This is a genomic window from Microbacterium sp. LS_15 (assembly GCF_041954735.1).
In the GTDB taxonomy this organism is placed as follows: Bacteria; Actinomycetota; Actinomycetes; order Actinomycetales; family Microbacteriaceae; genus Microbacterium.
On the sequence record NZ_JAVAYD010000012.1, the window covers coordinates 1 to 20333 of the forward strand.

Here is a 20333-nt window from a genome sequence, read left to right on the forward strand (position 1 = left end):
CGACTCCCGCCGCACCAGACCCGCCGCCTTCACCACCCGCCCCGCACCGGGCCCATCCACCAGCAGCGTCCGCTGCACCAGCTCCTGCACGCTCCGACACCCCGCCCCGTGGGCGAGATCGACCGGGTTCGTCGACCCCAGAGTCTCCACCACCACCGCGTCCACCCGCCGCAACACCGCACCCGCCGCCTGAAACACCCGCACCCGATCCGCATCGGACAACCCCGCCAGGGTGTTGTCGGACAGCACCACATCCAGGTCGGACACGACCTGAGCGAGAGTCTCGGCGGGATGGGTCATACGGACAGTCAACCCGCGACCACCGACATTCACACGGGGGAAACCACGCAAAAACGGGCCAGGTCAGAAGGGTATTCCAGAACTCTGGAACGCTACCGGACAGGATCGAGGACAGGCACAGAACCCGACCGAAACCCCACCGCGTTTCGTCTCGCTCCGCTCGCTCAACGACCCGGGGAAGGGGGCACATCCGCCCGCTCAACGACCTGCGGTGGGAGCATCTCGCCCCGGCGCGGCGAGGGCCATGAAGACGTCGATCTCGTCCGCGGCATCCTGCACGAAGCCGTGCCGCTCGTAGAGCCGCCGCGCGGGACTCCCCTGCAGCACGTTCAACCGGAACGGTCCGGCGGCCGGGCCCTCCGCGAGGAGCGTCGACAGCACGGAGCCGCCGATCCCCCTCCCCTGCAGCGACGGATCCAGGTAGAAGTGCTCGATCCAGGTCTCGGTGCGCTCGGGCCGGACCGCGATGAGTCCGGCATCCGCTCCGTCGACGACGATGACGCGCGTGAGCTCCGGCACGTACGCATCGAGGAACCGGCTCCGCACCCGCACCGCATCGAAGCGCCCCAGCCGTTCGAGATCGGGCCGCATCACGACAGCGCGCAGCTCGGCCATCCACCCTGCATCCGACGGACGAGCCGCCCGGAACTCCCACACCACCACAACCCCATTCACACAGCGAACGGGGTCGAATCTACAGTGCCAGCATCACGATCCCCGCGGCGACGACGGCCGACGCGGCGATGCGCCACCCGGGCCTGCTCTCCTTCAGCGCGAAGACACCGAAGAGGCTCACGAGCACGACGCTCACCTCGCGCAGCGGCGCGACGAGCGCGACCGGTGCGATCTGGATCGCGGTGAGCACGAGGATGTACGACAGCGGGGAGAGGATGCTGAACGCGATGACCCTGCGCCACTGGGTGCGCCACAGCATCCGCACGGCCGCCCAGCGGCGCCGCACGCCGAGCGAGTAGAAGGGGATCTCGAGCAGCGTCGTCCCGACCATGAACGCGACGGGTGAGAGGTTCCAGGTGCGGACGGCGTTGGCGTCCCAGATCGTGTACGCGGCGATGGCGACCCCGGTGAGCAGTCCGAAGACGATCCCGAGGTCGATCCCCCGCCCGCGCCGGGTCGCGCGACCGCGGTCGACGAGCCCGATCGCGACGACTCCCACGATGATCGCGACGACGCCCACCAGTGCGACGATCGACGGCCGCTCGCCGAGCAGGAGCACCGCGACGATCACCGACAGGAACGGCCCCGTGCCGCGCGCGGTCGCGTAGACGGTCGAGAGGTTGCCCTCGCGGTAGCCACGCTGCAGCACGGCCATGTAGACGACGTGCAGCACGCCGGACACGCCGACCCCGAGGGCGAACGCGAGGAGGTCGTCGGCGCCGATGCCGCCGGTGAACGGGATCGCGCCGGCCCAGACGACCGTGCTGCCGACGGCACCCCACCACAGGAACGGCGTCCCCGCGCGACTGACGCCGTGCGCGATGACGTTCCACGCGGCGTGCGAGACCGCTGCGGCGATGACGAGGACGAAGGCGAGTGTCGACACGGGAGACCCTTCCATCCGCCGCGGGCGCGACGAACAGGGTCCTCCGGGCTTTTGTCCTGTCAGATGACGGCGGCCCTGCGGAGGGCTGCCGTGGCGCCGCTCGGACCAGTCGGGGCGACGGCGATCCGAGGACCTCCGCCGCGCCCCGGAACCCTAGGCGCTATCGAGACCACCGTACCCCGCGAACGTGGCCGGCAGGTGAACGGGCTGCCATCGGCATCCCGTCCACCTCCACCTCACTCCGCGATCTCGCGGCGCCGCACCCGCGAGACGAGGAGCGCGAGCAGGCCCACCGCGAGCAGGGCGAGCGCCCAGCCCAGCCCGGTGATCACGCCACCGGTGGTCGCGAGCGCCGTCACGTCGACGGTCGCCGTCGCCGCCGCGGTGACGATGATCGTCCCGGCGGCGCCGCTCACGGTGGCGACGTTCACGACCGTCCCGTTCGCGACGTCCGCAGCGGTGAGCGTGTACGAGACGGGCCCGCACGACGCCGTCGCGCCGGGAGCGAGGGTCGGGATGCCGCAGTCCAGCGCCCCTCCGAGCTTCGGGTCGTCGATCACGACGTCCGTCAGCGTCCTCGCGCCGGTGTTGGTCACGACGAACCGGAAGGCGATCGTGTCGCCGGCGTCGATGCGGCCGGAGCCGTTCGCGTCGACGTAGTCGCCGCCGGTCTTCTCGAGCGCGATCGCCGGCTGCACGACGAGCGGCGTCACGACGGTGTCCTCGGCCGTCGGGGGCTGCCCGTTGGTGCCTGTCCCGGTGCCGGTGCCCGTGGCGGTCGCGGTGTTGACGATCTCGCCCGAGTCGATCTCGGCCTGGGTCAGCACGGCGGCCGGACCCTGGCACACGGTCGACTCGCCGGGAGCGAGCTCGGTCGCAGCGCACACGACGTCGCCGCCGAGGCGCGGATCGGAGACCGCGACGCCGGTCAGCGTCGTCGTGCCGGTGTTCGTGACGGTGAACGTGTAGGCGATGGTGTCGCCGGCATCCGTCCGTCCGTTCCCGTTGGCGTCGACGACCGCGGCGGCCGACTTCAGCAGGGCCAGCGCGTCCGTGCCGATGACGGTGACGTCAGCCGTGGCGTCGTCGTCGGCGGGCCCGGCGACCGACTGGCCCGTCACCGTCGCCGTGTTGCGAACGGTGCCGGCGTCGATGTCGGCCTGCGTCAGCAGGTAGTCGACGGGACCGCAGTCGACCGACGTCTGCGGTGCGAGCGCGAGGCCGTCGAGCGCCGCGCAGACGACTGCTCCCCCGAGCAGCGGGTCGTCGAGCACGAGGTCGGTGAGCAGGGTGGTTCCCGTGTTCCGGATCGTGAACGAGTACGCGACGGTGTCGCCGGCGCCGATCATGCCGTCGCCGTTCACGTCGACGGGCTGCCCCGGGGTCTTCGTGAGCTCGACGGCCGGTGTGCCGGCGAACACGACCTCGGCCGCTGCGGTGTCGCCCACCGGACCGAGCGGGCTCGTTCCGGAGGTCGTCGCGGTGTTGGGGCGGCGCCCGTCCTCGATGTCCTGCTGCGTGAGCTCGTACGTGTACGGTCCGCAGTCCGCCGACCCTCCGACGCCGAGCAGCGGGATGGTGCACAGGGCCCCTGCGCCGAGCAGCGGGTCCGCCACCGTGACGTCGGTGAGCGTCGTCGTGCCGGTGTTCCGCACCGTGAACGTGTACGACACCGTGTCGCCCGCGCCGATCGCGCCGTCGGCATCCGCGTCCTGCACCTGTCCTGGCGTCTTGACGAGCTCGATGCCCGCGGTGCGGTCGATGTCGGCCGACGCGGACGCCGTGTCCGACACCGTGCCGTCGGGGGCGTCAGCCGTCACGGTGGCGGTGTTGCGCACGACGCCTCCGTCGATGTCGTCCTGCGTGAGCACGTAGTCGACCGGTGCGCACTGCACCGACTGGCCGGGCGCGAGCGCCGTGCCGTCGAGCGCTGCGCAGACGACCGTGCCGCCGAGCATCGGGTCGGTGATGACCGCGTTCTGCAGCGTCGTGGTGCCGGTGTTCGTGACCGTGAACGTGTACGCGATGGTGTCGCCGGCCGTGACCTGCCCCGCTCCGTCGACGTCGATCACGGTGCTGGGCGTCTTCGTCAGCACGATGCTGTTGACGGCGGGCACCACGACGTCGGCGGAGGCGTCGTCTGTCGCCTGTCCTCGCGGCGATTCCGCGACGACGGTGGCGTCGTTGTGCACGTCGCCCGCGTCGAGGTCGGCCTGGGTCAGCGTGTAGACGACGGGTCCGCATGCGGCCGACGCCCCGGGGGCCAGGGGTGCGGCGAGCGTCGGGCAGTCGAGCGCGCCCGCACCGAGCAGCGGGTCGGAGATGGCGGCACTGGTGAGCGTGACGTCGCCGGTGTTGCGCACCGTGAAGGTGTACGACACCGTGTCACCCGCGCCGATCCGGCCGTCTCCCGTGGCGTCCACGGGAGCCGCGACGTTCTTGACGAGCTCGACGCGCGGGGTGCCGGCGATGGGCACCTCGACGGTCGAGGTGTTGTCCGAGGGGTCGGGGTCGGGGGTGGTCGAGGTGACCGTCGCCGTGTTCGCGAGGGTCGTGCCGGGCGCTGCGGGGTCGACGACTCCGCTCACGGTGGCCGTGAAGGTCGCCCCCACGGCGAGCGTGCCGACCGCGCAGCTCAGCGTTCCCGACGTGATCGAGCACCCTGCGGTGGGCGTCGTGGCGTTCAGCAGCGCGGCGGGCAGCGGGTCGGAGACCGCGACGGCGGATGCCGGGCTCGGTCCGTTGTTCGTCACCACGATCGTGTACGTGATCGGCCCGTTCGACGGCGCAGGGTTCACGGAGCTCGTCTTCACGATCGCAAGATCGGCCGACGGCGTCACCTCGACGGTCGACGTGCCCGTGTTGTCCGACGGATCGGGGTCGGGCGTCGGCGAGGTCACGGTGGCGGTGTTCGTGTGGGTGCCGACGACCGTGGCCGTCGCTGTGACGGTGAGCGTGGCCGACTCCCCGGGCAGCAGCGTGCCGACCGTCCACTGGTGGTCGGCGGGAGCCCAGGTGCCCTGCGACGGCGTCGCCGCGGTCACGGCGAGTCCGGGCGGAGCGAGCTCGGAGACCACGACACCCGCGGCGGCCGACCGCCCGGCGTTGCTGACGGTGATGATGAACGACGCGGTGCCGCCGAGCGGCACGCTCGGGGTGGTGGTCGTCTTCACGACGCTCACGTCGGCACTCGGGGTGAGCGCGACGTCGACCGTGGAGGAGTTGTTGCCCGTGTCGGGGTCGGGGGTCGACGAGGTCGTGGTCGCCGTGTTCCGGATCGTCCCGGTCGCGGTCGCGCTCCACGTGCCGTTCACGGTGACCGTGACGGACGCGTCGGGCGCGAGGTCGCCGAGCTCGCACGACACGGTGCCGGCGGCGATGACGCAGCCGGCATCCGCGACCGTCGCCCCGAGGAGCTCGGCGGGCAGCGTGTCGGAGAGCGTGGCGCCGCGGGCGACCGACGGGCCGCCGTTCGTGACGACGAGCGTGTACGCGAACGCCCCGCCGGGGACGCCCGTCGCCGGCGCGGACTTCACGATCGCCAGGTCGGCGCTCTGCACGACCTCGACCTCGGCGGAGTCGGAGTTGTTCGCCGGGTTCGGGTCATCGGCCGGGGACGCGATGGATGCCGTGTTGATCACCGATCCGACGGGGGCGTCGGCGGCGACGACCGTGTTGACGACGACCGTGGTCGGTCCGCCGACGGGGAGCAGGTCCCAGACGCAGCGCACGTCCGTCGCCGTGAAGGTGCAGCTCGCGCCGGCCGGCGCCTGCACGCCGGTGACCGTGAACCCGGTCGGGACGGTGTCGACCAGTGCGGCGTTGACGGCATCCGACGCGCCGAGGTTGCTGACGGCGAGCGAGAAGTCGACCGTGCCGCCCGCGGCGACCTGGGCGGCCGATGCCGTCTTCACGACCGCGAGGTCGGCGACGATCTCGGGCTGGAAGCTCGTGGTGTCGACGTTGTTGCTCGGGTCGGGGTCGGGGGTGCTGCTCGTGACGGCGACGGAGTTCTGCACGACCGCGGTCGCTCCGGCCGCGATCTGCACGACCACGGTGGTCACCACGGTCGCGCCCGGCGCGAGCGTGCCGAGCGCGCAGTCGAGGATGCCGTCGGCCACCGCGCAGGTGCCCTGCGGCGTCGACACGCTGACGAACGTCGTCTCGGGGTCGAGCGGGTCGCTCAACCGCACGTCGCGGGCCTCCGACGGTCCGGCGTTCTGCGTGGTGAGCGTGTAGGTGACGTTCTGGCCGGCCACCGGGGCGGCGGGCGAGTGCGTCTTCGTCACCGAGACGTCGGCGAGGGCGGTGCTGGTCCCCGATGCGGTCGCGGTGTTGTTGGCGGGGACGGGGTCGAAGCGTGACCCAGACACGGTGGCCGTGTTCGTGAGCGCGGCGCCGGGCGTGAACGACGGCGAGACCGTGCCTGTCACGGTGATCGTGGCGCTGGCGCCGACGGCCAGGTCGGGCAGCGCGCACGACACGGTGCCCGTGACGCTGCAGGTGCCGGAGCTCGGGGTCGCCTGCACGCCCGTGAGGCCGGCGGGGATCGCGTCGGTCACCGTGACGCCGGTGCCCGTCTGCGGACCGTTGTTCGTGACGCCGATCGTGAAGGTCGCGGGTCGGCCGGCCACGAGCGGCGCAGTGTCGAGGGTCTTGGTGATCGCGAGGTCGGCCGCGGGGTTCACCGGGGTGACGGCCTCCTGGGTGACCGAGGTGCGGTCGATGTTCGTGACGGGTTCACGGAACGCGACGCGCGCTTCGTTGACGATCGTCGTCGCCGCGGCATCCGCTCTGACCTTGGCGTCGAACGTGTACGAGGTCGCGGTGCCGGCGCTGATCGATCCGCCGGCGGTGGCCGTTCCTCCCTCACCGAGCCGCACGCGCAGGGTGCGCGAGCCCGAGGCGTACTCGCCGCGGTCGTCGCCGGTGGTGTCGGTGAGCGCACCGGCTCCCGCTCCGCTCACGATGCGGAGGGAGCCGGGGACGAAGTCGATGCCCGCGGGGAGGACGTCGGTCGAGATCGACTGCAGCGCCGGGTTGCCGCCGTCGTTGCGGGTGGTGACCGTGTAGCGCAAGGTGTCGCCGACCTCGGCGGTGGTGCCGCCGCGGGTGAGGTTCGCGACCGTCTTCGTCGAGATGAGGCACGGCCCGGTGCCGAAGGCGATGTCGTCGAGCAGGTTGCCGACCGACTGGTTGCCGGTGGCCGTGCTGACGGCCTGGAATCCGAACCGGGTGGTGGTCTGGCCTGCGGGCACGGTGTACGAGCCGGTGTGGGTGCCCCACGCGGCGGTGCCGTCGGCCAGCGGGCCGCTCACGTTCACGAGCGTGCCGCCTGGCACGCCGATCATGACGCGCATGGTGTCGGTGCCTTCACGACCGCGGTGCTTGAGCGACCAGTAGAGCGTCTGCCCCGGCGTGGTCGCGACGTCCTGGTAGAGCATGCTCGCCTGGGTGGCGTTGAGCTCCGCGAACTGCGAGCCCTGAGCGGCGGGGTACGCCCGCGGGTTGCCCGGGGAGCGCCAGATCTCGATCTGGTTGTCGGTGGCGGTGGTGAGCCACCCAGGCACGAGACTCTCGTTGACGATCGACACGCCTGCGGTGAACGCCGGCTGTTCGAAGCTGCCGTTCGCGAGCGACAGCGATCCGGCGCACTGCGTCGGATCCTGCGCAGCAGACGCAGGCAGCGGCGCGACCGTCTCGGTGACGACCGTCAGCCCCGCTGCGAGCAGCAGTGCCGCCGTGGCCCCCGCAATGGCACGACGAATGTACGAGTGAGCGTGTGCAGACACAGCTGTCCCCTGTTTCCCCCGGAGTCTCCCCGCGCCGTTCGAAACGACGCAACTCCCTCGCCAAAGGACGATAGCTGAGTGCGGGCTGTACGTCCACTATCAGAATGCTGGAACACCGGATGCGGCGAGCGCGGCGCCATCGGGAACGACCGCCGCCCGCCTCCGCCCCGCGCCCCTCCGATTACGATCGAAGGACCCCATCAGGAAGGTCGACCATGCCCGTCACCCCCGACGCCCTCGCCCATGCCGACGACCTCGCCGACTTCGTCGCCGCGTCCCCGTCGAGCTACCACGCCGCCGCCGAGACGGCCCGTCGCCTCGAAGACGCCGGGTTCGAGCGACTGCACGAGGAGGAGGCGTGGGAGATCCGCCCCGGCGGGCGGTACGTCGTCATCCGCGACGGCGCGACGATCGGGTGGACGGTGCCGGAGGACGCAACGGCGACGACACCGAACCACGTCTTCGGCGCCCACACCGACTCCCCCGGGTTCAAGCTCAAGCCCCAGCCGACCACGGGCGGCCGCGGCTGGCTGCAGGCCGCCGTCGAGGTCTACGGCGGCCCGCTGCTGAACTCCTGGCTCGACCGCGAGCTCACCCTCGCGGGACGCCTCGCGCTCGCCGACGGACGCGTCGTGCTGGCCGACACCGGAGCGCTGCTGCGTCTGCCCCAGCTCGCCGTGCACCTCGACCGCGGGGTCAACAACAACGGCCTCGCGCTCGACAAGCAGGCCGAGACGCAGCCCGTCTGGGGCATCGGCGACGTCGCCGAGGCCGACATCCTCGCCGAGCTCGCCGGATCGGCCGGCCTCTCGGCATCCGACATCCGCGGCTACGACGTCGTCATCGCCGACTCGGCGCGCGGCGCGGTGTTCGGCAAAGACGACGCGTTCTTCGCCTCGGGCCGCCTCGACGACCTCGCGTCCGTGCACGCGGGGGTCGTCGCGCTCGCGCAGGCCGGCGTCGCCGCCTCCGGACCCATCGCCGTGCTCGCCGCGTTCGACCACGAGGAGCTCGGCTCGAACTCGCGCTCCGGTGCGGCCGGACCGTTCCTCGAAGACATCCTCGGCCGCGTGTACGACGCCCTCGGCGCCGACTCCTCGCAGCGCCGTCAGGCCTTCGCCTCGTCATGGTGCCTGTCGAGCGACGTGGGCCACTCGGTGCACCCGAACTATGCGCAGAAGCACGACCCCGTGGTGCAGCCCGTGCTCGGCTCCGGCCCGATCCTCAAGATCAACGCCAACCAGCGCTACGCGACGGATGCCGTCGGCTCCGCCGCCTGGCACGACTGGTGCGACGCCGCCGACGTCGCGACCCAGGAGTTCGTGTCGAACAACAACGTGCCCTGCGGGTCGACGATCGGCCCCATCACGGCGACCCGCCTCGGCATCCGCACCGTCGACGTCGGCATCCCGATCCTGTCGATGCACTCCGCCCGCGAGCTCGCCGGCGTCTCCGACCTGCATGACCTGACGCGCGTCGCCGGAGCGTTCTTCGCCGGCTGATCGTCACGCTCTGCCCCACCGCCCTGCCGCGGTGCCATCATGAGCAGATGACGCAGATCCAGCCGGTGGAGACCCGCGGCGCCCTCATCGAGCGCGCGGGCATCGAGATCATCCCCGAGTCCGAGCGCACCGCGAAGCCCCGCGACCTGTTCTGGCCGTGGTTCGCGGCCAACGTGTCGGTGTTCGGCATGTCGTACGGGTCGTTCGTGCTCGGCTTCGGCATCTCGTTCTGGCAGGCGACGCTCGTGTCGGTGATCGGAATCGTCGTGTCGTTCCTGCTGTGCGGACTCATCGCGATCGCCGGCAAGCGCGGCTCCGCGCCGACCATGGTGCTGTCGCGCGCGGCCTTCGGCGTGCAGGGGCAGAAGATCCCCGGCATCGTGTCGTGGCTGACCTCGATCGGCTGGGAGACGTTCCTCGCGATCATGGCGGTGCTCGCCACCGCCACCGTCATCTCGCAACTGGGCGGCGACGGCGACAGCATCGCCCTGAAGATCATCGCGACCGTGATCGTCGCGGCGCTCATCGTCGCGGCCTCGGTGCTCGGGTACCACACGATCATGCGGCTGCAGTCGGTGCTCACATGGATCACCGGCATCGTGACGGTGCTGTACGTGATCCTCGCCGCGCCCACCATCGACCTCGCGGCCGTGCTGGCGCGCCCCGACGGCGGGATCGGCCAGGTGATCGGCGCGCTCGTGATGGTGATGACCGGATTCGGACTCGGGTGGATCAACATCGCCGCTGACTGGTCTCGCTACCAGAAGCGCACGGCCTCCGACGGGGCGATCGTCGCGTGGAACACGATCGGCGGATCGGTCGCCCCCGTCATCCTTGTCGTGTTCGGTCTGCTGCTCGGCGGCTCGGACGACGACCTCCTGAACGCGATCGCGGGCGACCCGATCGGCGCGCTCGCCACGATCCTCCCCGTGTGGGTGCTCGTGCCCTTCCTGCTGACGGCCGTCCTGGCCCTCGTCTCCGGTGCCGTGCTCGGCATCTACTCGTCCGGCCTGACGCTGCTGAGCCTCGGCATCCGCATCCCCCGCCCGTCGGCCGCCGCGATCGACGGCGTCATCCTGACCCTCGGCACGATCTACGTCGTGTTCGTCGCGACCGACTTCCTCGGTCCGTTCCAGAGCTTCCTCATCACGCTCGGCGTGCCGCTCGCCTCGTGGGCCGGGATCCTCATCGCCGACATCCTCCGCCGTCGGGCGGACTACGACGAAGCGGCGCTGTTCGACAGCCGCGGACGCTACGGCGCCTGGGACTGGACGTCGATCGGCACCCTGGTCGTCGCCAGCGTGATCGGCTGGGGCTTCGTCGTGAACTCGTTCGCGGATGCCGCGCCGTGGAACAACTGGCAGGGGTATCTGCTGTTCCTCATCGGCGGCCGCGACGGCGAGTGGGCCTACGCGAACCTCGGCGTCTTCTTCGCGCTCGTGCTGTCGTTCGCGGTCACGTGGTTCGCGCGCGCCGGGAGGATCCGCCGCCAGGAGCAGACGGCGTGAGCGCGACGACAGGCGCGAGGACCCCGTCCTGGCTCGTCGTGATCGACCCGCAGACGATCTTCGCCTCCCCCGACTCGGCTTGGGGATCGCCGTTCTTCGGCGATGCGATCGGGCGCATCCGCGAGCTCGCCGCGTCGTTCGGCGAGAACGTGATCGTCACCCGATGGATGCCGACGGGCGGCCGCGACACGGCCTGGGGCGACTACTTCGCCGAGTGGCCGTTCGCGGACCGACCGGCGAGCGACCCGCTGTTCGACCTCGTGCCCGAGGCGCGGGACCTGTCGCCGCATCCGACCGTCGACCTGCCGACGTTCGGCAAGTGGGGAGACGCGATCGAGGCCGTGGTCGGGCGAGGCGCGCACGTCGTGCTCGCCGGGGTGTCGACCGACTGCTGCGTGATCTCGACCGCCCTCGCCGCAGCGGATGCCGGCGCCCGCGTGACCATCGCCGCCGACGCGTGCGCCGGATCGACGGCCGAGAACCACGCCGCCGCCCTGCACGTCATGGGTCTGTATCCGCCCCAGCTGACGGTTCGCGACACAGCCTCGGTGCTCGCCGACCGCTGACGCGGGTCCCGCGCGGCGTCAGGCGGCCGCGCGCACGGCCTTCGCGATGTCGGCCGGGGTGCCTCGCCAGGGCGCGCCGTGGCCGGGCAGGACCCAGGATGCCGGAACGGCGGCGAGTCGGTCGAGCGACGCCAGCGCGCGCTCCGGCTCATCGGTGAACGGCGCCGGCTGCGCCCCGTCGCGTCCGGTCAGCACGTGACGCGTCGTCAACGCGTCGCCGACGAACACCGCGTCGACGGCCGGCACGTGGATGGCGACGCTGCCCGGCGAGTGCCCCGGCATCCCGATGATCACGGGCGCTCCTGGGAGCTCCAGCACGTCGCCGTCGGCGACCTCCACCACCTCGGTCACGGGCGGCGTGCGCAGCGCGCGCTGGCGGATGCCGTACGCGAGGAAGCCGAGCATCGGTCCGAGGCGCGACGGGCCCAACGCGGTCTTGGGCTTCTCGCCCGTGCGGACGCGATGCGCGTCGGCGGCGTGGACGTGGACCGGCACTCCCGCTTCGCGGCGCAGCCGCTCGGCGAACCCGATGTGGTCGCTGTCGCCGTGGGTCAGCACGACGCCGCGGACGTCGGCCAGAGGGCGGCCGATCTCCGCGAGCTCGCGCTGCAGGTCGCGCCAGTGCCCCGGCATCCCGGCGTCGACGAGAGTGATGCCCTCCGGCAGGTCGATCAGGTAGGAGGCGACGATGTCGTTGCCCAGGCGGTGCAGGTGTGGTGCGAGCTTCATGGCGGTCCCTTCGGTTGCGATGGCTACGTTACGTAGCTATCATAGCTACTGTCAATAGCCATGGCTTGCAACGACAGGAGAACCGGATGCCGACCCCCGAGCGCACCACCACCGAGGCCGTCGTGCAGGCGGGCTGCGCCCTGCTCGAGGAGAGCGGCCCCGCCGGCGTCACGATGCAGGCCGTCGCCGCTCGCGTCGGCGTGCGCGCCCCCTCGCTGTACAAACGCGTGCGCGACCGCGAGGCCCTGTTGCAGGCGGTCGCGGCGGAGGCCGCTGACGACCTCGCCGCCCGGCTCGCGAGGAGCCACGACGACCTGACCGCGTTGGCGGCCGTGTACCGCCGATTCGCCCACGACCGACCGGAGGCGTTCCGCCTGCTGTTCACCCCGGTCGCACCGGAGGACGCCCTGCACCGCGCGTCGGCGCCGGTGCTCCGCGCCTGCGAGTCCCTGGTGGGAGCCGCGCACGCGCTCGACGCCGCACGCCTCTTCACCGCGTGGGCGACGGGGTTTCTGCAGATGGAGCTCGCCGGAGCTTTCCGTCTGGGCGGCGACGTGGATCGGGCATTCGAGTATGGGCTGCAGGGCATTGTCCGGGGGCTCGGACGCCGACCGGCCTGACGACCCGACAGGTGCGGCAGCAACCGGAATACTGCAACACTGTTGCGCGGAGAGGGGTCCCCATGACCGCGAGCGCGCCCGCCGACGAGAGTGCACCGACCGAGACGACCGGGCGGCGCCCCCGCCGCCCGTGGCACCGCACGAAGATCGCGCTGCTGATCATCGTCGCGGTGGTCGCGATCGCCGCCGTCGTCAGTGCGCTCACGCCGTGGCCCTCGGCGATGCTCATCCGCTCGGTGTTCGAGAAGGGCGGCGACGAGACGGCCGCCGAGATGGACAGGCACGTGCCGGACACCGACCTCGCCGAGACGCTCGACGTGTCGTACGGAGACGCGGGCGCCGACACCACGATGGACGTCTTCGCTCCGGCATCCGCCACCGGGCCTCTCCCCACGATCGTGTGGATCCACGGCGGCGCGTGGATCTCGGGCGAGAAGGAGAACGTCGACCCGTATCTGCGGATTCTCGCGGGCGAGGGCTACACGACGATCGGCGTGAATTACACGATCGGACCGGAGGGCGTGTACCCGCTCGCCGTGCACCAGCTGAACGAGGCGCTCGCATACATCGACGAGCACGCCGACGAGCTCGGCGTCGACGCCGACCAGATCGTGCTCGCCGGTGACTCAGCCGGCGGACAGCTGGCCAGCCAGATGGCCACGCTCGTCACGAGCCCCGACTACGCCGACATCATGGACATCGAGCCGGCCCTCCAGGCATCGCAGGTCGTCGCGACCATCCTCAACTGCGGCGTCTACGACCTCGCAGCGCTTGCAGAGCTCGACGGCATCGCCGGCTGGGGTTTCAAGTCGGCGATGTGGGCGTACGCCGGCACCAAGACCTGGGCCGAGGACTCCACGGGTGCGACGATGTCGACCATCGACTGGGTCACGGCCGACTTCCCCGCCACGTACATCTCGGGCGGCAACGGCGACGGCCTCACCTGGCTGCAGTCGATCCCGATGGCGAAGCGCCTCGACGAGCTCGGGGTCGACGTCACGACGCTCTTCTGGCCCGCCCCGCACGACCCGGCACTGCCGCACGAATACCAGTTCCATCTCGACATGCCCGACGCCCGGACGGCGCTGCAGCAGACGCTCGACTTCCTCGCCGCGCACACGACCCGCTGACGCCATCCGCCCCCGGCGAGCCACCCCTCGTCAACCGAACCACCCCCCTTGCGAGAGGTCGCAAGGGGGCCGCTCGAGCACGAGGGGGTGGCTCGGCATCAGGAGTCAGCGCATCGGCATCGCGAGTCAGCGCATCGTGTCGAGGATGCGGACGAGGTCGTCGAAGGTCGTGAGCGGGTTGAGGATGGCGAACCGGGTGTTGGGCCGCCCCTGGTGCGAGCTCGGCACGACGAAGGCGCGCTGCGAGTCGAGCAGCGCGGCGGACCACCGGTCGTAGTCGGCACGCTCCCATCCTTCGCGCTCGAACACCACGACCGACAGCTGCGGATCGCGTACGAGGCGGAGCTCGGGCCGCGCGGCGATCTCGTCCGCGATGCGTCGCGTGAGCGCGATCGTCGCACCGACCGCCTCGCGGTACGCCTCGACGCCGTACGTCGCGAGCGAGAACCACAGCGGCAGCCCGCGCGGACGCCGGGTGAGCTGGATCGAGTAGTCCGAGGGGCTGTAGTCGTCGCCCTCGGTGAGCGTGTCGAGGTACTCGGCGTGCTGCGTGTGCGCGCGGCGCCCCGCCTCGGGGTCACGGTAGATCAGCGCACAGCAGTCGAACGGCGCGAAGAGCCACTTGTGCGGGTCGACGATCACCGAGTCGGCGCGCTCCACCCCCGCGAAGATCGACCGCGCCTCGGGCGCGAGCATCGCGGTGAGCCCGTAGGCGCCATCGATGTGCAGCCAGAAGTCGAACTCGTCCTTGAGCGCGGCGATGCCCGCGATGTCGTCGACGATCCCGAAGTTCGTCGAGCCCGCCGTGGCCACGACGGCGCAGATCTCGTCGCCGTGCTCGCGGAGCGCCTCGCGCACGGCATCCGCTCGTAGCACCCCGTCCGGGCCGGCCGGCACGAGCAGCACCTCGGCGTCCATGACCTTCGCGGCCGAGGTGTTCGAGGAGTGCGCCTCGACGCTGCACACGATCTTCCAGCGCGCGGGCGGCTCGACGCCGCGCTCCGCCAGTCGCGCCCGCGCCGCTTCCCGGGCGGCGACGAGCGCCGACAGATTGCCGATCGTGCCGCCCTGCACGAAGACGCCGCCGGCCGTCGCCGGCAGACCGAACTCGGCGGCGAGGAACGACAGCACCTCGTTCTCGGCGTGCACCGCCCCCGCGCCCTCGAGCCAGCTGCCCCCGTAGAGTCCGGATGCCGACACCACGAGGTCGAACGCGATCGCCGCCATCGTCGGGGCCGTCGGGATGAACGACAGGTACGAGGGGTGGCTCGTGGTGAGGCACGCCGGGGCGAGGATGTGCTCGAACACGCTCAGCGCCCGCTGCGCGCCGAGACCCCCGTCGGTGATGGTCGTGCCGACGAGGCGGTTCAGCTCCGCCGGGGTCTGCGGCTTGTCGAGCGGCACGTCGGCGGCCAGCATCCGTCGTCGGGAGTAGTCGAGCACGGCATCGACGATCGCCGTCGACTCCGCGGATGCCGCGTGCATGCGTTCTGCACCCATGGGGTTCTTCCTACCTGTCTGTCGAGGTCTGTGCGACGGGCGACACGGCGTCCGCCGGGATGTCGAGCACGGCCGCGAGCGTGCGACGCGCGAGCGCGGCCCTGTCGCGGGGAGCCCACTTGACGAGCGAGTGCGCGCTCATGCCGTCGACCATGGCGAGCAGCATCCACGCCGCCGACCCCGGGTCGACCGTGGAGTGCGGGTCGTCGGCGATCGCGCGGGCGATGAGGTCTTCCAGCGCGCTCTGCCACAGGTCCATCTCCGCGCGCACCCTGGCGCCGAGTGCCTCGTTGCGGGCGCCGAGCGCCCACGACTGCACCCACACGACGGCGACGTCGTCGCGGTGCTCGTCGAGCAGGGTCTCGATGAGCTGCAGGAGGTTCGCCCGCAGGTCGGCGTCGGGGTCGTACGACGCGATGACCTCGTCGCGCTCGGCCGAGACGATCGCGGTGAAGACCTCGGCGACGAACGACTCCATGACCGGGCGGTAGTGGGCCACGAGGGCGGGCGTCACGCCGACGCGGGCGGCGATCGCGCGGATCGTCAGCGCCTCCAGTCCGCTCTCGGCCGCGAGCGCGACGGCGGCGTCGACGATGGAGCGTTCGCGCTCCTCCGGGGGCAGCCGGCGTGGGGAGGGGGCTCTTGACGTGGTGTTCATCAGGGGTTACCGTAGCACTCGTTGATCGCATGTTCAATAGCGTGGACGCCGGACGATCGACAGCGAGGAGAGCACCCATGGCCTGGCATATGCCCGCCGAGACCGCACCCCACGAGCGCACCTGGATGGCGTTCCCCGCCGAGGGTCCGACGCTCGGCGACACCGCGGCCGAGCGCGAGGAGGGCTACGGCACCTGGACCGCTGTCGCCCACGCCGTCGCCGAGTTCGAGCCCGTCACGATGGTCGTCGACCCCGCGGAGATCGCCAGAGCACGGCGCATGCTGAGCCGCGACATCGACATCGTGGAGGCACCGGTCGACGAGTTCTGGATGCGGGACTCCGGCCCCACGTTCGTGATCGACGACGAGCGACCGGGCGTCCTCGGCGCCGTGGACTGGATCTTCAACGGATGGGGCGCCCCCGAGTGGGCGCAGTGGCGCAAGGCCGCCCAGCACGCCCACGTCGTCGCCGGCGCCGTGGGAGCCGAGCTCGTCAGCTCGACGCTCGTCAACGAGGGCGGCGGCATCCACGTCGACGGCGAGGGCACCGTGCTGCTCACCGACACCGTGCAGCTCGACCCCCGCCGCAACCCGTATGCCGACAGGCAGCGGGTCGAGGCGGAGATGGCTCGCACCCTCGGCGCCACGAAGGCGGTCTGGCTGCCCCGGGGCCTCACCCGCGACTACGACGACTTCGGCACGAACGGACACGTCGACATCGTCGCGACGATCTTCTCCCCCGGGCGCCTGCTGCTGCACGACCAGCGCGACCCCGACCACCCCGACCACGCGATCACCCGCGAGCTGCGGTCGCACCTCGCCGAGCAGACGGATGCCGCAGGCCGCCGCTTCGAGATCATCGATCTGCCCGCGCCGAGCACGCTGCGCGACGAGGAGGGCTTCGTCGACTGGAGCTACGTCAACCACCTCGTCACGAACGACGGCGTCGTGGCGTGCGGTTTCGGGGACGCGGCGGCGGATGCCGCAGCGCGCGAGATCCTCGCCGACGCCTACCCCGGGCGTCGCGTCGTCACGGTCGACGCGCGTGCGCTCTTCGATCGAGGCGGCGGCATCCACTGCATCACGCAGCAGCAGCCCTGCACCCCCGGTCGTTGAGCGAGCGCACAGCACCCCACCCCGGTCGTTGAGCGAGCGCACAGCACCCCGCCCCGGTCGTTGAGCGAGGAGCGCAGCGACGAGACGAAATGCTCCATCGAAGGTAGACCGATGATCGAAGTCCACGAAGCCTCCATCGCCGAGCTCCGCCACGCGCTCGAGAGCGGAGCCGTCACGGCGGTCGACCTCGTCGACGCCTACCTCGCGCGCATCGACGCGTACGACGGACCCGATACCGCGACGGCGCTGAACGCCGTGGTCGTCCGCAACCCCGAGGCGCACGCCGAGGCCGAGGCCTCCGACGCCCGGCGGGCACACGGCGAGATGCGCGGTCCGCTCGACGGCATCCCGTATACGGCGAAGGACAGCTACCTCGTGCGCGGTCTCACCGCGGCATCCGGCAGCCCGGCCTTCGCCGAGCTCGTCGCGCAGCGCGACGCGTTCACGATCGAGCGGCTGCGCGCCGGCGGCGCGATCTGCCTCGGTCTGACGAACATGCCCCCGATGGCGAACGGCGGGATGCAGCGCGGCGTGTACGGCCGCGCCGAAAGCCCCTACAACGCCGACTTCCTCACGGCGCCGTTCGCGTCCGGCTCGTCGAACGGGTCGGGCACGGCGACCGCCGCGAGCTTCGCGGCCTTCGGTCTCGGCGAGGAGACCTGGTCGAGCGGCCGGGGACCCGCCACCAACAACGCCCTGTGCGCGTACACGCCTTCGCGGGGCGTGATCTCGACCCGCGGCAACTGGCCGCTCGTGCCGACCATGGACGTGGTCGTCCCGCACACCCGGACGATGGCCGACCTGCTCGAGGTGCTCGACGTGATCGTCGCCGACGACGTCGAGACCCGCGGCGACTTCTGGCGCACCCAGCCGTGGATCCCGCTTCCCGCCGCATCGGTCGTGCGGCCAGAGTCGTATCCGGCTCTCGCGGACGCCGCGTCGCTCGACGGCGTGCGCATCGGCATCCCCCGCCTGTACATCAACGCGGATGCGGATGCCGGAACGGCCCCCTCCCCCGGTATCGGCGGTCCCACGGGCCAGCGGATCGACACCCGTGCATCGGTGATCGCCCGGTGGGAGGCCGCGCGGCGCGACCTCGAAGCCGCCGGAGCCACGGTCGTGGAGGTCGACTTCCCCGTCGTGTCGAACTACGAGGGCGATCGCCCCGGCGCCCCGACGATCGCGACGAGGGGGCTCGTGTCTGCGGAGTACCTGCGCCGCGAGATCGTCGACCTGTCGGCGTGGGCGTGGGAGGACTTCCTGCAGGCGAACGGCGACCCCCGGCTGTCGACGCTCGCCGCCGTCGACGGGGCGACGATCTTCCCGCACCCCGAGGGCGCCCTGCCCGACCGCTACACGGGATTCGACGACGACATCGCCGAGTACCCGGACTGGGTGCGCGACCACCCCGGCACAGGCATCGCCGATATGCCGGAGCTGCCCGAGGGACTGCGCGGTCTGGAGGAGACCCGCCGCATCGACCTCGAGGAGTGGATGGACGAGTTGGGGCTCGACGCCGTCGTGTTCCCCGCTGTCGCCGACGTCGGGCCCGCCGACATGGACGTGAACGAGGCGTCGGCCGATCTCGGCTGGCGGAACGGGACGTGGATCGCGAACGGCAACCTCGTCGTGCGGCACCTCGGCATCCCGACGGTCACCGTGCCGATGGGGCTCATGCACGACATCGGGATGCCGATCGGGCTGACGTTCGCCGGACGCGCCTACGACGACTCGGCGCTGCTGCGGCTCGCGACGGCGTTCGAGGCGGTCGGCGCTGCCGGGGGCCGTCGCACTCCCCCGCCGCGGACCCCCGCGCTGTAGCGGCCAGCCCGGCGGGCGTCCAGATCAGTGCGTCCAGGTGTGCACGGGCTCGCCGGACTGCATCCGCTCGATGTAGTCCGCGAGCATGCCGTGCAACGCGTCGGTGCGTGACGCGCCGGACCGCTCGCGAGCCGCCACGTTCTCGCGCTGCCACACGGCACCGTTGCGGCCGGTGAGGCACCGCTGCTCGATGATGCCGAGGTACCGGTCGCGGACGTCCGGGTCGACGCCGAACGCGTCCAATCCTTCGGCCGCGGCCGGGAGCAGCCGCCGCAGCACAAGCTCGCGCGGGCTGATCCAGCCGACCTCCGGCCAGTACAAGCGCGATTCGAGGCCGCCGCGCGCGGCTTCCCGCAGGTTCTCGGCGGCGGCGTCGAAAGTCATCTGCGTCCAGATGGGGCGGTCGGCTTCAGCGGTGCTCCGCACGAGTCCGTAGTAGAACGCGGCATCCGCCATCACGTCGACGACGGTCGGGCCGCCGGGCAGCACCCGGTTTTCGAGGCGCAGGTGCGCGGTCCCGTCGCCGGCGTCGTAGATCGGACGGTTCCAGCGGTAGACCGTGCCGTTGTGCATGCGGAGTTCGGACAGCTCGGGGGCTCGCCCCTCGTCGAGCGCCTCGAACGGGTCCTCGTCCGAGCACACGGGCAGCAGGGCCGAGAAGTAGGTCGAGTTCTCCTCGAACAGGTCGAAGATCGACGTGATCCAGCGCTCTCCGAACCACACGCGCGGCCGCACGCCCTGGTTCTTGAGCTCCTGCGGACGGATGTCGGTGGCCTGCTCGAACATCGGGATCCGGGTCTCGTGCCAGAGTGCCTTGCCCGCGAAGAACGGGGAGTTCGCGGCGAGCGCCACCTGCGGGCCGGCGATCGCCTGCGCCGCGTTCCAGTACGAGGCGAACGAGTCGGGGGCGACCTGGAGGTGCAGCTGCACGGACGTGCACGCAGCTTCGGGCAGGATCGTGTCGCACACCATCGCGAGCTGGTCGGCGGGGCGGTCGTCGCCCAGCGCGACACCGTCGATCTGCAGCTCGATGTCCTCTCCGCGCGCCGCGAGGATCTGCTGCCCGAGCAGGCTGTAGCGCGGATCTGCCGAGAACCAGCGCTCCGTGAAGTGCGTCTCGTCGAGCGTCGGGAGCATCCCGATCATCGCCAGGCCGCTGCCGGTCGATCGCGCCCGCTGGTCGGCGACGTCGAGCGCACCGCGCAAGACGTCTTCCAGCTCTCGGAGATGGCCGCGTCCGATGGGCCGCGGCGCCACGTTGATCTCGACGTTGAAGCGTGCGAGCTCCGTCTGGAATGCCGGGGACGCGATCGCCTCGAGCACGGCCTCGTTGCTCCGCGCGGGAGCCCCGTGCTCATCGACCAGGTTCAGCTCGATCTCCATCCCGAGCTGGGAGTCCGGCGCATCGACGGTGGCGAACCGCCCGTCCGCGAGCATGGACGCCAGCGCGTCGAGGCACCGCTCGGTCTTCGCGCGGAACTGCGTGCGGTCCTGGCGCGTGAAAGTCCGCGCTTCGATGCTGTCGCCCATC

14 protein-coding genes and 1 pseudogene are annotated in these 20333 nt (G+C 71.5%); 7 read left to right on the forward strand and 8 right to left on the reverse strand.

Annotated elements, in window-relative coordinates:
* From RAC69_RS13595 to RAC69_RS13610, 4 genes and pseudogenes are all read right to left on the reverse strand, one after another.
* A pseudogene (locus tag RAC69_RS13595) lies at positions 1-300 on the reverse strand (hypothetical protein); the annotation flags it as partial.
* Between the two features lie 198 nt (positions 301-498).
* The gene (locus RAC69_RS13600) at positions 499-915 is read right to left on the reverse strand and encodes a GNAT family N-acetyltransferase (protein ID WP_375087275.1); all 417 of its coding nucleotides are present in this window, start codon (positions 913-915) and stop codon (positions 499-501) included.
* 79 nt (positions 916-994) lie between these two features.
* On the reverse strand, positions 995-1861 hold the full coding sequence (locus tag RAC69_RS13605) for an EamA family transporter (protein ID WP_375087276.1): 867 nt from the start codon (positions 1859-1861) through the stop codon (positions 995-997).
* Between the two features lie 236 nt (positions 1862-2097).
* Positions 2098-7653, reverse strand: coding sequence for a hypothetical protein (locus RAC69_RS13610; RefSeq protein ID WP_375087277.1), 5556 nt, complete (start codon positions 7651-7653; stop codon positions 2098-2100).
* 215 nt (positions 7654-7868) lie between these two features.
* Here RAC69_RS13610 and RAC69_RS13615 point away from each other — a divergent pair, with 215 nt between their 5' ends.
* The 3 genes from RAC69_RS13615 to RAC69_RS13625 are packed head-to-tail and all read left to right on the forward strand — an operon-like array spanning position 7869 to position 11229.
* Positions 7869-9155: a M18 family aminopeptidase gene (locus tag RAC69_RS13615; RefSeq protein ID WP_375087278.1), complete on the forward strand. Its 1287-nt coding sequence runs from the start codon at positions 7869-7871 to the stop codon at positions 9153-9155.
* Positions 9156-9202: 47 nt separating this feature from the next.
* Positions 9203-10663 (forward strand): purine-cytosine permease family protein, encoded by a 1461-nt coding sequence (locus tag RAC69_RS13620; protein ID WP_375087279.1) that lies wholly within the window; start codon positions 9203-9205, stop codon positions 10661-10663.
* Entirely contained in the window at positions 10660-11229 is a 570-nt protein-coding gene (locus tag RAC69_RS13625) for a cysteine hydrolase family protein (protein WP_375087280.1), read from the forward strand. The genes RAC69_RS13620 and RAC69_RS13625 overlap by 4 nt, the downstream gene beginning before the upstream one ends.
* Positions 11230-11247: 18 nt before the next feature.
* Here the strand turns inward: RAC69_RS13625 and RAC69_RS13630 are convergent, their stop codons facing one another.
* Positions 11248-11958 carry an MBL fold metallo-hydrolase gene (locus tag RAC69_RS13630; protein ID WP_375087281.1) on the reverse strand — a complete coding sequence of 237 codons (711 nt, stop codon included), beginning with the start codon at positions 11956-11958 and terminating at the stop codon, positions 11248-11250.
* 86 nt (positions 11959-12044) lie between these two features.
* Between RAC69_RS13630 and RAC69_RS13635 the strand changes: the two genes are divergently transcribed.
* The gene (locus RAC69_RS13635) at positions 12045-12578 is read left to right on the forward strand and encodes a TetR/AcrR family transcriptional regulator (protein ID WP_375087282.1); all 534 of its coding nucleotides are present in this window, start codon (positions 12045-12047) and stop codon (positions 12576-12578) included.
* 62 nt (positions 12579-12640) lie between these two features.
* Positions 12641-13708 (forward strand): alpha/beta hydrolase, encoded by a 1068-nt coding sequence (locus RAC69_RS13640; RefSeq protein ID WP_375087283.1) that lies wholly within the window; start codon positions 12641-12643, stop codon positions 13706-13708.
* Positions 13709-13834: 126 nt separating this feature from the next.
* On the opposite strand, the gene RAC69_RS13645 is transcribed toward RAC69_RS13640, so the two are convergent.
* Together RAC69_RS13645 and RAC69_RS13650 are read right to left on the reverse strand one after the other, a co-directional pair.
* Positions 13835-15208, reverse strand: a complete 1374-nt coding sequence (locus RAC69_RS13645) for a pyridoxal phosphate-dependent decarboxylase family protein (protein WP_375087284.1) — start codon at positions 15206-15208, stop codon at positions 13835-13837.
* 10 nt (positions 15209-15218) lie between these two features.
* Positions 15219-15866, reverse strand: coding sequence for a TetR/AcrR family transcriptional regulator (locus RAC69_RS13650; RefSeq protein ID WP_341933535.1), 648 nt, complete (start codon positions 15864-15866; stop codon positions 15219-15221).
* A 77-nt stretch (positions 15867-15943) separates the two neighbouring features.
* Between RAC69_RS13650 and RAC69_RS13655 the strand changes: the two genes are divergently transcribed.
* Both RAC69_RS13655 and RAC69_RS13660 read left to right on the forward strand, forming a co-directional pair.
* Positions 15944-16981, forward strand: a complete 1038-nt coding sequence (locus RAC69_RS13655) for an agmatine/peptidylarginine deiminase (RefSeq protein WP_375087285.1) — start codon at positions 15944-15946, stop codon at positions 16979-16981.
* A 111-nt stretch (positions 16982-17092) separates the two neighbouring features.
* Positions 17093-18802: an amidase gene (locus RAC69_RS13660; protein ID WP_375087286.1), complete on the forward strand. Its 1710-nt coding sequence runs from the start codon at positions 17093-17095 to the stop codon at positions 18800-18802.
* 24 nt (positions 18803-18826) lie between these two features.
* Here the strand turns inward: RAC69_RS13660 and RAC69_RS13665 are convergent, their stop codons facing one another.
* Complete coding sequence (locus RAC69_RS13665; RefSeq protein ID WP_375087287.1) at positions 18827-20332, reverse strand: glutamate--cysteine ligase; 1506 nt, start codon at positions 20330-20332, stop codon at positions 18827-18829.
* Position 20333: the final 1 nt, after the last annotated feature.

Excerpts from the sequence above, each read along its gene's own strand:
- RAC69_RS13650 (WP_341933535.1), bottom strand. The coding sequence starts at position 15,866 with ATGAACACCACGTCAAGAGCCCCCTCCCCACGCCGGCTGCCCCCGGAG.
- RAC69_RS13665 (WP_375087287.1), bottom strand. The coding sequence starts at position 20,332 with ATGGGCGACAGCATCGAAGCGCGGACTTTCACGCGCCAGGACCGCACG.
- RAC69_RS13640 (WP_375087283.1), top strand. The coding sequence starts at position 12,641 with ATGACCGCGAGCGCGCCCGCCGACGAGAGTGCACCGACCGAGACGACC.
- RAC69_RS13600 (WP_375087275.1), bottom strand. The coding sequence starts at position 915 with ATGGCCGAGCTGCGCGCTGTCGTGATGCGGCCCGATCTCGAACGGCTG.
- RAC69_RS13655 (WP_375087285.1), top strand. The coding sequence starts at position 15,944 with ATGGCCTGGCATATGCCCGCCGAGACCGCACCCCACGAGCGCACCTGG.
- RAC69_RS13615 (WP_375087278.1), top strand. The coding sequence starts at position 7,869 with ATGCCCGTCACCCCCGACGCCCTCGCCCATGCCGACGACCTCGCCGAC.
- RAC69_RS13660 (WP_375087286.1), top strand. The coding sequence starts at position 17,093 with ATGATCGAAGTCCACGAAGCCTCCATCGCCGAGCTCCGCCACGCGCTC.
- RAC69_RS13630 (WP_375087281.1), bottom strand. The coding sequence starts at position 11,958 with ATGAAGCTCGCACCACACCTGCACCGCCTGGGCAACGACATCGTCGCC.
- RAC69_RS13620 (WP_375087279.1), top strand. The coding sequence starts at position 9,203 with ATGACGCAGATCCAGCCGGTGGAGACCCGCGGCGCCCTCATCGAGCGC.
- RAC69_RS13645 (WP_375087284.1), bottom strand. The coding sequence starts at position 15,208 with ATGGGTGCAGAACGCATGCACGCGGCATCCGCGGAGTCGACGGCGATC.
- RAC69_RS13635 (WP_375087282.1), top strand. The coding sequence starts at position 12,045 with ATGCCGACCCCCGAGCGCACCACCACCGAGGCCGTCGTGCAGGCGGGC.